The sequence below is a fragment of the Sphingomonas sp. genome (assembly GCF_039594485.1).
Lineage (GTDB): Bacteria > Pseudomonadota > Alphaproteobacteria > Sphingomonadales > Sphingomonadaceae > Sphingomonas.
The window spans coordinates 36871-52325 of the sequence record NZ_JBCNNI010000019.1; the positions used below are offsets into that span (position 1 = coordinate 36871).

A 15455-nucleotide genomic window follows, 5' to 3' on the forward strand; every position below is an offset into this window, starting at 1 on the left:
ACCATGAAGCTCTGCCGCTATGGCGCACCAGGCGCCGAGAAACCCGGCCTGATCGACTACGACGGCCGCATTCGCGATCTGTCCGGCCATGTTTCCGATATCGGTGGGGACGCGCTGTCGCAGGCGACGATCGGCGGGCTGCGCGGTCTGGACCCGGCGACGCTGCCGCTCGTCGACGGCCCGGTCCGCTATGGTCCATGCGTCGCCGGTACGCGGCATTTCGTTGCGATCGGACTCAACTACGCCGATCACGCCGCCGAATCGAACCTGCCGATCCCGGAGGAACCGGTGGTGTTCAACAAATGGGCGGGTTGCATCCAGGGGCCGAACGATCCCGTCACCATTCCGCGCGATTCCCGCAAGACGGACTGGGAAGTGGAACTGGGCATCGTGATCGGCACGCGCGCCTCCTATGTCGAGGAGGCGCACGCGCTGGACCATGTCGCCGGCTATTGCGTGGTCAATGACGTCTCCGAACGGCACTGGCAGACCGAGCGCGGCGGGACCTGGGATAAGGGCAAGGGATTTCCCACCTTCGGCCCGATCGGTCCCTGGCTGGTGACGCCGGACGAGGTCGGCGACCCGCAGGACCTGTCGATGTGGCTGAGCGTCAACGGTCGGAAGGTGCAGGACGGCAATACCCGGACGATGATCTTCGGCGTCGCCCATATCATCTCCTATGTTTCGCAGTTCATGACGCTCGAACCGGGCGACGTCATCACCACGGGCACGCCGCCCGGCGTGGGGCTCGGCCAGAAGCCGGAGCCGTGGTTTCTGAAGGCTGGCGACGTCGTCGAACTGGGCATCGAGAAGCTGGGCGAGCAGCGGCAGGACTTCGTGGCGTGGTCGCCCGCACGATGACGGCCTATGCGAGCCGGTTCGCCGGTCGTACCGCGATCGTCACCGGCGGGGCGTCCGGTCTCGGCAGGGCGGTGGCCGCGCGTATCGTCGCGGAGGGCGGTCGCGTCGCCCTGTGGGATCAGGACGCCCGATCGCTCGCCGACGCCGCGAAGGACGTCGGGGCGCTTGACACGCAGGCGCTCGACGTCTCCGAGCTGGCAGCGGTCGAGGCCGCCGCCGCCGCCAGCGCCGCCGCGCTGGGCGATCGGGTGGACATTCTGGTCTGTTCGGCGGGTATCACGGGGGCGACGGCGCCGCTGCATGCCTATCCGCTCGACAGCTGGCTGCGCGTGTTCGACATCAACGTCAACGGCCTGTTCTACTGCAATCGTGCGATTGTGCCGCGGATGCTGGCCAACGGCTATGGCCGGATCGTCAACGTCGCGTCAGTGGCGGGCAAGGAGGGCAATCCCAACGCCTCCGCCTATTCTGCGTCCAAGGCCGCAGTGATTGGCCTGACCAAGAGCCTGGGTAAGGAACTGGCGGGCAAGGGGGTGATCGCCAACGCGCTGACCCCGGCGACCTTCGAAAGCCCGATCCTGGCCCAACTGCCACCCAGCCAGGTCGATTATATGCGCTCGAAGATCCCGATGGGGCGCCTAGGCGACGTGCAGGAAAGCGCCGCGATGATCTGCTTCATGGCTAGCGAGGAATGCAGCTTCACGACCGCCGCGACGTTCGACACGTCGGGTGGCCGGACGACCTTCTGATCCACGCAGCCGTCCGGGAGGGGGCAGGGATGACGATACCGTTCATCGACGCGCATTTTCATCTCTGGGATCTGCAGCGCCTGCAATATGGCTGGTTGACGCCGCCGTTCGACGACCAAGGTCCGAACGGCGACGTATCGGCCATCGCCATGACCTATCTGCCCGACCGGTTTCGCGCCGACCTCGTGCGGTGGAACCTGGTCGGCGCGGTCCATGTCGAGGCCGGTGCCGATCCGGGGCAGGCGCTGGCGGAAACCGCCTGGCTGCAGCGGCTGGGCGATGCCGACCGGTTGCCGACCGCGATCGTCGCTCATGCCGACCTGACCGATCCAGACGTCGACGACCTGCTGGCCGCGCAGGCGCGCCACGATCGCGTGCGCGGCATCCGGCAGATCGTGAACTGGCACCCGGACCCGGCGCGGACCTACATGCCGGTCGACGTCACCCTCGATCCCGCCTGGGCGCGCGGCTTTGCGCGGTTGGCGGCCCATGGCCTGGGGTTCGATCTGCAATGCTACCCGGCGCAGATGCCGCACATCGCCGCCATCCTGACCCGCCATCCGGACGTGCCGGTGCGGATCAACCATATGGGCATGCCTGTGCCCGGCGATCCAGACGGTATCGGGACATGGCGCACCGGTATGCGCGCGCTGGCCGCCTTGCCGCAGGTGGCGGTCAAGATCTCCGGGCCGGGCTTCATCCGGCGCGACTGGACGCCGGAGCTGGTGGCGCCGATCATCCGCGAGGCGATCGCGCTGTTCGGAACCGACCGTACCATGTTCGCGAGCGACGTACCGACCGACACGCTGTTCGGATCGGTCGATCGCCACATGGAAACCTATGCGGCCATTGCCGCCGATTTTCCGCAGCACGCGCGCCGCGCGATGTTCGCGGGCAACGCCAATCGCCTCTATCGATTGGGGTTGGACAGCTTGCTGGAGGATGCTGCGTGAAGACCCCGGTTTCGGTGCGCTGGGATTCGGTCCCGGCGCCGGTGATGCGTACCGCGCTCACCCTGGCGATCAGCCTCTTCTTCATATGGGGACTGGGCTACGGCTTGCTGGACGTGCTGAACAAGCATTTCCAGGACACGCTCCACGTTGGCGTTGCGGAATCGACCTGGCTGCAGATTGCCTATTTCGGCGCCTATCTGCTCGTCAGCCTGCCTGCCGGGGCGTTGATCGCGCGGAAAGGGTACAAGTTCGGTATCCTCACCGGCTTGCTGGTGACGGCGCTCGGCGCGTTCCTGTTCATCCCATCCGCCGCGGCCAATGCCTTCATGCCGTTCGTGCTGTCGATGTTCGTACTAGCGTCGGGCCTCGCCTGCCTCGAAACCTCGGCCGACAGTTATGTCAACGTGCTCGGGCCGCCGGAGCAGGCCTCGCGCCGCCTCAACCTCGCCCAGTCCTTCAACGGCCTGGGTACGTTCATCGGCCCGCTGATCGGCGGCACACTGTTCTTTTCGGCTGTGCCAGCGTCTGCGCAGGCCGGTCGGGCGCACGGCGAGGTCATGGCGATCTATGCTGCAATCGGTATCGCGATCGTGATCTTCACCCTCGTGATCGCGCGCGCGCGCCTGCCCGAGATCGCGGAGGCCGAGCATCACGACGGCGGCGGCAGGCCCGATGGCATCTTCCGGCGTCGCCATTTCGTGCTCGGCGTGCTGACCCAGGCCGTCTACATCGGCGCGCAGGTCGGTGTTGGCGCATTGTTCATCAACGTCTCGATCGCCACCTGGGCGGGTACGACCGCGCGCGGTGCCGCCTATCTGCTCAGCCTGGCGATGGTGCTGTACATGATCGGCCGCTTCACCTCGACCGCGCTGCTGTCGCGCGTCTCGCCGCACACGCTGCTGGGGATGTTCGGTGCGGTGAACGTGGTGCTCGCGCTGCTGGTTTCGCTCGCCATCGACCGCGTCTCGCTGATCGCGATGATTGCGGTGTTCTTCTTCATGTCGACCATGTTCCCCACGATCTTCGCCCTGGGGGTGCGCGATCTGGGTGCCGGCACCAAGCGCGCGGCGTCGTTCATGGTGATGGCGATTGGCGGCGGGGTCGCCTTGCCTTATCCCATGGGCTGGATCGCTGAGCGCTATGGTGCGCCGGTGGCGTTCGTACTGCCCGCCGGCGCGTTCGCGCTCGTCGCGCTATACGGCATGCGCTGGTCCAGGATATGCGAAGGCTCCGACATGTGAGCAGTAGCAGCCATGGCAGACGTCGCGTTCGACGCACTCGGACAGGCCATCCATGCCAGGAGGCCAACCGGCAGCGACGGACTTGTGCACGATGATGCGGCTGTCGATTGACTGGCATGGGCATATGGGCTGTCCGGGCCGCACGGAGGTAATACCAATGTATAATGAAAATTGATTGAATCGTATCCGTACTGTCCATTTTTACGATCAATGTGAGCGTGATACCTATCTTGCCCAACGGTGAAATCACTGGTCGACGATCGGCTTCGATCGAAAAAGTGGAGAGGGCATGTGCGTGGGTATTCTCCCTTTTCGCGGTACCGTCGCCGCTGGCATCCGGTGTTCGGGAAAGCTGCGGTGATCCGGCTATCCGCGCCGGGTGAAGTCGTCCAGGTCCAAGCGAGCGTGCCCGCTGATACGGCGCAGAGCGCCGTTCATTTCGGCGAGACTGCGGGACGACGCTACGCGAGTGTCCTCAACCTGCACACCCAGCGCGTCGGTCGCCAGCGACGAGGCGCGACGCAATATTTTCGACATGTGGCAGTGCCGGGCTGCGAGCGGCTTTCCGTGCGGGCTGACCTGTATGATGACCATTCGGACAATGTGATGACCGGCGGTGTCGCGGCCGTGGTTTCCGTCAACTTCCCGCTTTGCTTGGCTGCTGATGTCGCCGTCGGGCGACGCCTGCAACAGCTTCGAATTGTGGCGTGAGGGTCTGGATCTGGCGCGCGACATGAAGCTCAACGCCTATCGCTTCTCGATCGAATGGCCGCGGATCGAGCCCGCGGAGGGCATGTTCTCGGTCGCGATGCTCGAGCATTTCAAGGCAATTACGGAGCGATGGCGCGCGCGCGGATTGCAACCGGTCGTGACACTGTGCCACTTCACGACGCCGCGCTGGTTCGCGGCACAAGGTGGCTGGACGAACGCCGCACCCTCAAGCCCAGTTGGCGCGTACTCGCGGGCATCGCTGCGCGTAACCGGCTGTAACAAGGCGGCAACGGGACATACCGGGCGACATCCTCGCTCCGATCGCGATGGTTTTCGTTCGCGCGCGGCAAGGCCGATCTGGTCGCCGAAACAGACGGATGGCTTGGTGACGATAACCGCCACCGCGTGCGCGCTTCCCTGGGCTGCGCTGATCAAACATCCATGATCGAGGAAAAAGGGGATGACGATGAAACTGCGCAACAGGACTCTGCTGCTGCTGCTGGCGGCATCAATGCTGACGGCACCGGCAATGGTCCATGCCCAGGCCCAAACGCCGGCGGCCCAGCCGTCGCTCGCACCCACGGACAGTACCGCGCTGGAACAAGGCTTTCGCGCACCGCCCGCCAGTGCTCGGCCGCGCGTTTGGTGGCACTGGATGAATGGCAACATCACCAAGGAGGGGATCGCCGCGGATATCGCGTGGATGAAGCGCGTGGGCATCGGCGGCCTTCAGAACTTCGACGTGGACCTCGATACCGGCCAGATCGTCGCCAACCGGCTGGCCTATATGACCCCCGCCTGGAAGGATGCGTTCGCCTACGCCGCGCGCGAGGCGGACCGGCAGGGGCTGGAACTGGCGATCGCTTCCTCGCCGGGTTGGTCGGAAACCGGCGGCCCCTGGGTGCCCGAGGCCGACGCCATGAAGAAGCTCGTCTGGAGCGAGACGCCGGTATCCGGGGGCCGGGCGGTATCGCTGAAGCTGGCGCAACCGCCGGCCGTCGCCGGTCCGTTTCAGACATTGCCGCGCCAGCCGGACGTCAGCGACCTGATCGCGGGGCGGAATCCCGGCCCCGGCCCGGATTTCTATCGCGACGCCAAGGTGCTGGCGGTGCGCGTTGCCGATGTCGCGCCTCTGCCGGTGCCGACGCTCAGCGACGGCGATGGCAAGGCGATCGTCAACGGCCTTGGCATCTCCACCGACGCGGTGGGGAATGTGGCAATTGGCTCGGTGCTCGCGCAGCGTCCGCCCGAGCTGCGGCTCGACTATGGCCGTGACGTGACGGTCCGCTCGGCGACGCTGCGGATCTCAAAGGGCGCGATCCCGATCCTGGGGGCGATGTTCACGCCGGTCCTGGAATGTAGCGCGGATGGACAACGCTGGACGAAGCTGGCCACCATCGGGCTGCAGGAGACGCCCGTCACGATATCATTCCCGGCCGTCACCGCGCGCCATTTCCGGGTCGTGGTGAGTTTACCGCACGGTCCCGGTGGCGGCGGACCGTCCGCGTTCGAGCAGCAGTTGGCAATGGAGAATGTCTTCGCCCGCGCGATCGGCAACCTGCTGCGCGCGGCGGTTAACATCGGCATCCTGCAATTCCACGGCGAGGCGCGGGTCGACCAGTATGAGACGAAAGCGGGTTACAGCATCGTCCCGGATTATGCCGCGCTGCCCCCGGTCGGCGACGGTGCGACCGGTCCCGCGGCGGATGAGACCATCGACCTGACCGATCGCATGAAGCCCGACGGCACGCTCGACTGGACGCCGCCGCCGGGCCGGTGGCGGGTGCTTCGGATCGGCTATTCGCTGATCGGCAAGACCAATCATCCCGCGCCGACGGAGGCGACGGGCCTTGAGGTGGACAAATATGATGGCGCGGCAGTCGCGCGCTATCTCGACCATTATCTCGCCAGCTATCGCGATGCGGCAGGGTCGGGCCTGCTCGGCGCGCGCGGGGTGCGGGCCTTCCTGACCGATTCGAGCGAGGTCGGCGCGGCGAACTGGACGCCGCGCATGATCGAACAATTCCGGCGGCTTCGCGGCTACGATCCGACGCCGTGGATGCCGGTCCTGACCGGTGTGATCATCGGCGACCGGCGGCAGAGCGATGCGTTCCTGTACGATTACCGCCGGACACTCGCCGACCTGATGTCGAGCGAGCATTACGGTACGGTAGCGCGCGTGGCGCATCAAAGCGGGCTGAAGGTCTACGGCGAATCGATCGAGGGCAATCGATCCTCGTTCGGCGATGACATGGAAATGCGGCGCTATACCGACTATCCGATGGGTGCGATGTGGGCGTTCGACATCGCCAAGGGGCCGCAGCCGTCGTTCGTGATCGACATTCGCGGCGCGGCATCGATCGCGCATCTCTACGGCAAGAATGTCGTCGCCGCCGAATCGATGACGGCAATGATGGAACCTTGGGCGTTCGGCCCGGCGGACCTGAAGCATATCGTCGATCTGCAGTTCGCCCTCGGCGTGAACCGGCCGGTCATCCACACCTCCGTCCACGTGCCGGTTGAGGGTCGCGAACCCGGCCTCTCGCTCGGCGGGATCGGGCAGTTCTTCAACCGGAACGAGAGCTGGGCGGAACTCGCGACGCCCTGGATCGACTATATCGCGCGCAACGCTTATCTGTTGCAGCAGGGGCGCAACGTGGCTGACGTCGCCTATTTCTACGGCGAGGAAACCCCGCTGTCCGGCCTGTTCGGCAAGACGTTCGTGACGGATGCGCCCAGCCGCTACGCCTTCGACTTCCTGAATGCCGATGCGTTGATGGGGGCGCTGTCCAATGTCGACGACGAGGTCGTGTCGGTCGGTGGCGCACGGTATCGCGTTATCTATCTCGGCGATGGATCGCGCCACCTGACGATGACGGCGCTACGGCGTCTCGCCACCCTTGCCGAAGGCGGGGCGACGATCGTCGGCCCCCGCCCGGAAGGGTCACCGAGCCTTCCCGACGATGCGGGGCAGTATGCGCAGCTCGTCGATCGATTGTGGTCGGGCCGTCCGGTGACCCCGGTAGGAAAGGGGCGAGTGGTCGCATCCCGCAATGTCGAACAGGCGCTGCGCCAGATCGGCATTGCCCCGGATTTCGCCTTCGATGGGGCGGCGGACGCCGACATCCCCTTCGTGCATCGGCGTCTGGACGATGGCGACAGCTATTTCCTGAGCAACCGCAAGGATCGCGCCGAACCGATCGAGGCGCACTTCCGCGTGACCGGAAAGGTGCCGGAATGGTGGGAGGCCGAGACGGGTATCATCCGGCCGCTCGACTATCGGATCGAACATGGTGAGACGATCATTCCGCTCACGCTCGCACCGCAGCAGGCGATGCATATCCTGTTCCGCAAGCCGGCCACTGCGCCGGTCCGCACCGGTTCGCAGCCGAAGCCAGCGCAGCTCGGCACATTGCAGGGACCATGGACGGTCGCATTCCAGTCGGGCCGCGGTGCACCGGCAACGGTCATGATGCGCAAACTAGCGCCGCTCGATGAGAATGCCGATCCGGGGGTGCGCTATTTCTCCGGGATCGCGACCTATACGAGCAGCTTTGCCGCACCGCGGGGCTGGAAGAGCGGGCAGCCGCTGGTCCTGAACCTGGGCGAGGCGCGGGAAGTGGCGGAAGTCCGGGTCAACGGCACGCTCGCGGGCTACGCCTGGCACGCACCCTACACGGTCGATATCGGCCGTTTCGTAAAGTTGGGCAGCGACAACACGGTAGAGATTCGCGTCGCCAATCTATGGGTCAATCGCCTGATCCGCGACGCCGACCCGGCGGTCACGCAAAAGGTCAGCTGGACCTCGGTTGCCACCTACAAGCCGACGGCGAAGTTGCGGCGATCGGGCCTGATCGGACCGGTCGGTCTGGAAACCGCGCCACGCTGAAGGGGCGCGCCGCCGCCCGGCAACGGGCGGCGGCCTCTTTCTACTTCGGGCGTCTGGTCGCGTCCGCGCCGGACCGCCGGACCGCCGGACCGCCGGATCCCGGCCCCACCTCAGCGGGCGTGGTCCTCAAGGATCAGTTCGGCCGCGCGCCAGCCGATGGCCATCGCCGGCCCATTGGTGTTACCCGCTGGTTGCAGCGGCATCACCGAACAGTCGGCGACGCGCAGGCTGCGGATGCCGTGGACGCGCAGGCGACCATCGACCACGCCTGTTTCCGGCGTTCCCATGCGGCAGGTGCCCGTGCTGTGCAGGCCGGGGCTGGCCAGCCACTCCAGTTCTTTCGCGATATCCACGTCGGTCTGGAATCGCTCCCCTGGCACCTGCTCCGCCCCGACGAAGTCCTTCAGCGCTGGCTGCGCCATGAAGCGGCGGGCGAGACGGACCATCCTGACGAGGAACGCCTTGTCGGCAGGATCGCCCCACCAGTTCGCGTTGACCTCCACCGCGTCGGCGACATCGGCGGTGCGGATCGCCACGAAACCCCGGCTTTTCGGACGCAGTGCGATGGCATTCACGCTGATCCCCGGCTCGTCCTCCAGCGCGCCACGCCCGGGATCGGCCTTGATCTCCTCGGTGCTGCGGAGCGAATAGGGGCCGATCCCGAACTCCGCGTCCGGCCATTCGGCAGGCGAGTCCACCGACAGCAGCGCCGTGATCTCTGGTGAGGTATAGGCCATCGGGCCCGTGCGCGTCAGATAATAGCGCAGGACATGGCTGGCGAGGCGCCAGCCCGAAAATTCCCGGTTGGCGCCCGCCTCGCCGTGCAGCCGCCACGACATGGTGAACATCAGATGGTCGGCGAGGTTGCAGCCGACCTGCGCTAGGGGCTGGACGACCGGCACGGCGGCGCGGGCCAGCACGTCGGTCGGGCCGATCCCGGACAGTTGTAGCAGCTTGGGGCTTTGCAGCGCGCCGGCTGACAGGATCACTTCGCGCGTCGCGGCGATCCGTCGATGGCCGTCGACGGTGCGGATCTGAACGCCGGTGGCTCCTCCGTCCGCGATCAACACCCGCTCGACCAGCGTGTTGAGTAGGACGGAGAGGTTCGTACGATGCTTCGCCGGCTTCAGGAACGCCTGATAGCTGGAAGCACGCCGCCCCCGCCGCGACACGGTCGCCTGCGTATAGCCGATGCGTGGTCCGCGGGGCGCATTGATGTCCTCCACCGCTTTCAGCCCGAGCTGGGTGCCCGCCGCGATCGTCGCGGTGATCGCCGGGGATCGAAAGGGCAGGCGGGTAATCTGCAAGGGGCCGTCGTTGCCGCGACCGGAATAGGCACCTGGACCGCGATAGCTTTCCATCGACTGGAAGCAGCGTTCAATTTCGCTCCAACGCCACTCGGGAAAACCCATCGCGGCCCAGCCGTCATAGTCGGCGGGCTCACCGCGCAGATACCAGGTGCCGTTGGTCGAGCTCGATCCGCCCAGCCCGCGACCATAGAACCAAGTCTCGCCTTTGGGGCGGCCTTCCTGTTCGGTGATGGGGAAATGCCAGAAATGCGTCGGGTTGCCGAACATCTTCATGAACGCGCGCGGCATGTTGACCAGTTCGGTTTCATTGTCGCCGCCGGCCTCGATCAGCAGCACCCGTGCCGCCCCGTCGGCGCTCAGCCGATCCGCGATTACGCAGCCCGCGGAACCCGCGCCCACGACGATATAGTCGAAGCTGTCGGTCTTCTCTGTCATCGGTGGGTACTCGTCGAAAACGTGTGGCGCTGACCGGGGACGGCCGCGCCAGAGAAGGGAGCACCGTAAGGGCGATCGGAAAGAACGGCAGCCGCGCCGGACTGGACGGCGCCCTCAAACATGGCGGCGTTCCAGTCGCACGGGGCAGCAGCAGGTGCTGCCATCGTCGCCTTGCGCCACGAGCGGAGCTCCGTCGGCGCATCCCGAAACCAGATAAGTCCGCTCATTGAGCCATCCCTCTGCACGCGCCTCTTCTCGGGCCTGGTTCGGCATTAAACTTAATCTGACAATCGTGAAAATCGATAATTACGATGCATATTCATTTATGGAACAGATATTTCTGGTATCATTGTCATTGATCAATCCCTATCCAAATAATCAATTTTCACGATCTCTTAATCGATGATTAGATTTAGGGATGCGAAGTAGGGTGCCGCCTTTCCCGGATGGCGGCAAGACCAACGGGCAGACGACCAATCGGCCAAGGTCGCTATTTGTGATTGTGACGAGGCATGAGCGCGAACGGCCATAGAACATAGAAAAGGTCGTCTGCTCGCATAGGAAACGAACCACCTGGCGTGGGGGAGGAGAGATGATGAAGGCACATAAGATCTTGCTCGCAAGCACGGTGCTGGCCGGCATGACCCCGATCTCGGCGTTTGCGCAGACGGCGGAGCCCCAGCCGACGGCCGCGACGGGCCAGCCGCCAGTCGCCGCGCAGGCGAATGATGTGTCGGTCGGTGATATCATCGTCACGGCACAGCGCCGGAGCGAGAACGTGCTGAAGGTGCCGATCAGCGTCACCGTCGTCAGCGGTGACGAATTGACGCAGCGGGGCGCGAACGATCTGAGTGCCGTGACCAAACTGGCGCCCAGCCTGCAGGTGGTGCAGGATAATACGTTCGCCGTCAGGGGCGTCGGGACTGCAACCTATGCGACGACAGTGGAGTCGAGCGTGTCGCAGGTGATCGACGATGTCGTCATCGGCAACACTGAATTCGGCTCGAACGCCTTTTATGATGTTGCGCGGATCGAGGTGCTTAACGGCCCGCAAGGTTTGCTGTTCGGCAAGAATGCCTCGGCGGGTCTCGTCAACATCACGACCAACCGCCCCGTCCTAGGCGAAACCAGCGTGTCGGGCGACTTGGAAGCCGTCCGTCGCGATCGGCCGGTCAAGGACGGTAAGGGGATCCAGGTCCGCTCCACGCTGAACCTCCCGATCAGCGAAAATAGTGCGCTGCGCCTGAACGCGATCTACAGCGGCCAGGATTCGGTGACATATCCGCGGCAGATCAATTCTGCGGTCCGCAACGACTTCGGTCTGCGCAACCTGGGCGTGCGCGGGAAATTCCTGTTCGAGCCGACCGACAGCCTCTCAATCTATGTGATCGGCGACTATAACCGCCAGCGGGGCACGACGGGGCGGTACGACATCACGTTTCGGAAATTCGGCGCTGGCAGCCAGTACGCGGGGATCGGTCAGCCGGTCGGCCTCGAAAATCTGCTGTATACGGCCGACGCGCCCAGTTACCGGGATAGCGAAACCGGCGGCCTTCAGGCGAACATCGCCTATACCATGGCCAACGGGATGGAACTGTCCAGCATCTCCGCGTGGAAGAATGCCATCGTCGCTTATCAGTTCGATTCCGACAATACGCCTATAAATTATTTCGACAACAATTTCGGACGGCAGGTCTTCAACCAGCTGTCCCAGGAACTGCGGCTGGCGTTGCCGAGCGGCGAACGGTTTTCTGGTCAGTTCGGGCTGTATTATTTCCGCTCGGTCGGCTCGTTCGACGGCGGACGCGGCGGGAATAACGGGCTTCCGGCTGCCGTGCTGCCGACCTTCCCGTTCTGTGTCGGCGCCACCCAGCTTGGCACGCCGCCCGCGGCCTGTCCGGTCAGCAACGTGAGCTTCCTGGGGCAGGACTTCCGCTATACCCTTAAGCAGAACAGCTATGCCGGCTTCGGCCAGATCGGCTACAAGCTGACCGAGACGCTGAAGCTGAACCTGGGGGGGCGCCTGACACGCGACGAATCCTCGATCGACCTGCTGGAAAACGTCGGCAAGTATTTCGTCACGCTGGGTATTCCCAACAATCATTCGATCGAATCGACAAGCGCCACCAATTTTAGCTTCAAGGTCGGCGCTGATTGGCAGGTCACGCCCACGACCATGTTGTATGGCTTTTACGGGCAGGGGTATAAGGGGCCGGGCTTCTCGAACACGTCTCCGGCGCTCGGCGCCAAGCTGGCGGTCAAGCCGGAAATCTCCCGCGGCGGCGAAATCGGCCTGAAAGGCCGCCTGGCCGATGGCCGCATCACCTATTCGCTGTCGGCGTTCTATACCCGGTTCAGCGACCTGCAGATTCAGTCCTGGATCACCGCGCTGCGGACCTTCGTCCTGAGTAACGCCGCCACCGCGACCACGAAGGGGATCGATTTTTCGATCCAGGCCCGGCCGACCAGCCATCTGACCCTGTCCGGCTCCGCCTCCTATGTCGATGCGAAGTTCAACGATTTCCCCGGCGCGCAATGCTATACCGGGCAAATCACCAACGGCTGCCGCGCCGATCTGGCGCCGACTGATCCGCTGTACGTCGGAACGTTCAACGCCGGCGGCTATCAGCTGCCGCTCTCCGCCAAATTCACCACGACAGTCAGCGCCGACTACAGCCAGCCCGTGACCGACACGCTCGATGCGCAGGCCGGGGTCAGCTATTATCATCGCTCACCGCAGTCCTCGCAGCTGGGCGCGCCGTTTCTCATCCCGACCTGGGATACATTTGATCTGCGGCTGGGCGTGAAGGCGCGCCACTGGTCGGCGGGCCTGTTCTGCATCAATTGCACGAACCAGATCCGTCCGCTTTCGATCAGTTCCGACGGAGGCGATGCGAACCCGGTCGTCGGCCTGCCGGTGCTGACGCTCAACCAGCGCTTCAGCTACCAGTCCGTCCGCACGATCGGGCTGCGGCTCGGCTTCGACCTGTGACGATCCTCCGAAGGGGGTGACAGGCCCCCTTCGAACCGTGCGGCGGCCAGTGGCTGACGGATGCGCAAGATCCGATGATAGCGGAATGTGGAGGCAAGGATGCGACGTTTGCGAATGGCAATGGTCGGCGGCGGGCCGGGGTCATTCATTGGCCCGGTTCACCGCATTGCCGCCGAGCTGGACCGCGAGATCGAACTGGTCGCCGGTGCATTTTCCAGCGACGCCCCGCGCAGCGCGGAGGCCGGACGCGCGTATCGGATCGAGCCCGAACGGGCCTATCCGACGCTGGGCGCCATGCTGGAGGCGGAGACACAGCGGCCGGACGGCATCGATTTCGTGTCGATCGTCACCCCGAATTACAATCACTTGGCCTCAGCGCGGGCGGTGCTGGCAGCCGGTATCCCGGTATTGACCGACAAGCCGATGACGGCGACTTGGGCCGAAGCACGTGAGCTCGCTGCGCTGGTCGAGGCATCCGGCCTGCCGTTCGGCGTGACCCACACCTATGCCGGATACCCCCTGGTGCGAGAAGCACGGGCGCGGGTCGCGGCGGGCGGGCTGGGCACGATACGCAAGGTCGTCGTCGAATATCCCCAGGGCTGGCTGGCTGGCGAGGCGGCGGGCAAGCAGGCGGAATGGCGCGTCGACCCGGCACGGTGCGGCGAAGGGGGATGTATCGGCGACATCGGTGTCCACGCCTTTCAGTTGGCGGAATTTATCACCGGGCTGAAAGTCACACGCCTGCTGGCCGATCTCGCCGCGGTCGTGCCGGGCAGGGCGCTCGACGACGACTGTTCGGTCCTGCTTCGGTTCGCCAACGGAGCGCGCGGCGTCCTTCTGGCCAGCCAGATCGAAGTCGGGGAACTTAACAGCCTGCGCATCCGCGTCTATGGCGATCGCGCCGGTCTCATCTGGCGGCAGGAAGATCCGAACATCCTCTTCCTGAACCGCATCGATGGCACGTCGGAGGTCATCCGGGCCGGGACCGGGCTGCTGGGTGCGGACGCTGCCGCCCGGACCCGGACTCCCGGTGGCCATCCAGAGGGGTATCTGGAGGCCTTTGCCAATATCTATCGTGACTTCGCCGCTGTTCTGCGTGGCGAGCAGGCTCCGCTGCTGCCCGGTATCGAGGCGGGTCTCCGGGGCATGGCCTTCATCTCGACAGCGGTGACGGCCAGTAGCGAGAATATGGGCTGGGTATCGTTGAACGCCTGAGGAGTGCGACCATGAAGACCATCAAGGGGCCGGGCATCTTCCTGGCCCAGTTCGCGGGCGACGCCGCACCGTTCGACAGGCTGGAATCGGTCGCGGCCTGGGCGGCCGGGCTGGGTTACAAGGGCGTGCAGATTCCCAGCTGGGACGGTCGCCTGTTCGACCTTGCCAAGGCTGCGGACAGCACGACCTATTGCGACGAGGTCAAGGGCGTGCTTGCGACGCATGGGCTGGAAGTGACCGAACTGTCGACGCATTTGCAGGGGCAGCTTGTCGCGGTGCATCCGGCCTTTGATGCACAATTCGACGCCTTCGCGCCGCCTGCGGTGCACAACGACCCGACGGCGCGGCAGGCATGGGCGGTCGAGCAATTGCAGCTGGCGGCTAAGGCCAGCCGTAACCTGGGCCTGACCGCCCATGCGACCTTTTCCGGCGCGCTGGCATGGCCCTATCTCTATCCGTGGCCGGCCCGACCCGCGGGTCTCGTCGAGGATGCCTTTGCCGAGCTGGGTCGCCGCTGGACCCCCATCCTGAACGCGTTCGAAGAGGCGGGGGTCGACCTCGCCTATGAACTCCATCCCGGCGAGGATCTACACGACGGCGTCACCTTCGAGCGGTTCCTGGACGTCGTCGGCCACCATCCGCGCGCGAACATCCTTTACGATCCCAGCCACTTCGTCCTGCAGCAGCTCGATTATCTGCAGTTCATCGATTTCTATCACGAGCGCATCAGGTGCTTCCACGTCAAAGATGCCGAATTCCGGCCGAATGGCCGCTCCGGCGTCTATGGCGGCTATCAGACCTGGGTTGACCGGCCCGGTCGCTTCCGCTCGCCGGGCGACGGTCAGGTCGATTTCGGCCAGATCTTCAGCAAGATGGCCGCTTATGACTTTGCCGGCTGGGCCGTGCTGGAATGGGAATGCGCTCTCAAGCATCCGGAGGTCGGGGCGGCGGAAGGCGCGCCGTTCATCGCATCGCATATCATCCGCGTGACTGACCACGCCTTCGACGATTTCGCCGCCGGTGGCGCGGACCGCGCGCTCAATGCCAGGCTGATGGGAATCCGGCCATGATCGCGCTCGGTCGCGATGGCCCAGGTGCG

The 15455-nt window shown here is 65.0% G+C and carries 10 protein-coding genes and 1 pseudogene; 10 read left to right on the forward strand and 1 reads right to left on the reverse strand.

Annotated elements, in window-relative coordinates; all coding sequences use genetic code 11:
* Positions 1 to 3: 3 nt before the first annotated feature.
* The 7 genes and pseudogenes from ABDV78_RS11160 (at position 4) to ABDV78_RS11190 (ending at position 8404) form a co-directional block, all read left to right on the forward strand.
* Positions 4 to 861: a fumarylacetoacetate hydrolase family protein gene (locus ABDV78_RS11160; RefSeq protein WP_343527494.1), complete on the forward strand. Its 858-nt coding sequence runs from the start codon at positions 4 to 6 to the stop codon at positions 859 to 861.
* Complete coding sequence (locus tag ABDV78_RS11165) at positions 858 to 1610, forward strand: SDR family NAD(P)-dependent oxidoreductase (protein WP_343527532.1); 753 nt, start codon at positions 858 to 860, stop codon at positions 1608 to 1610. Before ABDV78_RS11160 ends, ABDV78_RS11165 begins: the two co-directional genes overlap by 4 nt.
* Before the next feature lie 29 nt (positions 1611 to 1639).
* Complete coding sequence (locus ABDV78_RS11170) at positions 1640 to 2563, forward strand: amidohydrolase family protein (protein ID WP_343527495.1); 924 nt, start codon at positions 1640 to 1642, stop codon at positions 2561 to 2563.
* On the forward strand, positions 2560 to 3804 hold the full coding sequence (locus ABDV78_RS11175; RefSeq protein WP_343527496.1) for an MFS transporter: 1245 nt from the start codon (positions 2560 to 2562) through the stop codon (positions 3802 to 3804). Before ABDV78_RS11170 ends, ABDV78_RS11175 begins: the two co-directional genes overlap by 4 nt.
* A gap of 240 nt (positions 3805 to 4044) precedes the next feature.
* Positions 4045 to 4515: a hypothetical protein gene (locus ABDV78_RS11180; RefSeq protein WP_343527497.1), complete on the forward strand. Its 471-nt coding sequence runs from the start codon at positions 4045 to 4047 to the stop codon at positions 4513 to 4515.
* A pseudogene (locus tag ABDV78_RS11185) lies at positions 4475 to 4732 on the forward strand (family 1 glycosylhydrolase); the annotation flags it as partial. The gene ABDV78_RS11180 and the pseudogene ABDV78_RS11185, both read left to right, overlap by 41 nt.
* Positions 4733 to 4975: 243 nt before the next feature.
* Positions 4976 to 8404: a glycosyl hydrolase gene (locus ABDV78_RS11190; RefSeq protein ID WP_343527498.1), complete on the forward strand. Its 3429-nt coding sequence runs from the start codon at positions 4976 to 4978 to the stop codon at positions 8402 to 8404.
* A gap of 110 nt (positions 8405 to 8514) precedes the next feature.
* On the opposite strand, the gene ABDV78_RS11195 is transcribed toward ABDV78_RS11190, so the two are convergent.
* Positions 8515 to 10149: a GMC family oxidoreductase N-terminal domain-containing protein gene (locus ABDV78_RS11195; RefSeq protein ID WP_343527499.1), complete on the reverse strand. Its 1635-nt coding sequence runs from the start codon at positions 10147 to 10149 to the stop codon at positions 8515 to 8517.
* A gap of 592 nt (positions 10150 to 10741) precedes the next feature.
* Between ABDV78_RS11195 and ABDV78_RS11200 the strand changes: the two genes are divergently transcribed.
* The 3 genes from ABDV78_RS11200 (at position 10742) to ABDV78_RS11210 (ending at position 15426) form a co-directional block, all read left to right on the forward strand.
* Entirely contained in the window at positions 10742 to 13141 is a 2400-nt protein-coding gene (locus ABDV78_RS11200) for a TonB-dependent receptor (RefSeq protein ID WP_343527500.1), read from the forward strand.
* 99 nt (positions 13142 to 13240) lie between these two features.
* Complete coding sequence (locus tag ABDV78_RS11205; RefSeq protein ID WP_343527501.1) at positions 13241 to 14356, forward strand: Gfo/Idh/MocA family oxidoreductase; 1116 nt, start codon at positions 13241 to 13243, stop codon at positions 14354 to 14356.
* An 11-nt stretch (positions 14357 to 14367) separates the two neighbouring features.
* Positions 14368 to 15426: a sugar phosphate isomerase/epimerase gene (locus ABDV78_RS11210; RefSeq protein WP_343527502.1), complete on the forward strand. Its 1059-nt coding sequence runs from the start codon at positions 14368 to 14370 to the stop codon at positions 15424 to 15426.
* Positions 15427 to 15455: the final 29 nt, after the last annotated feature.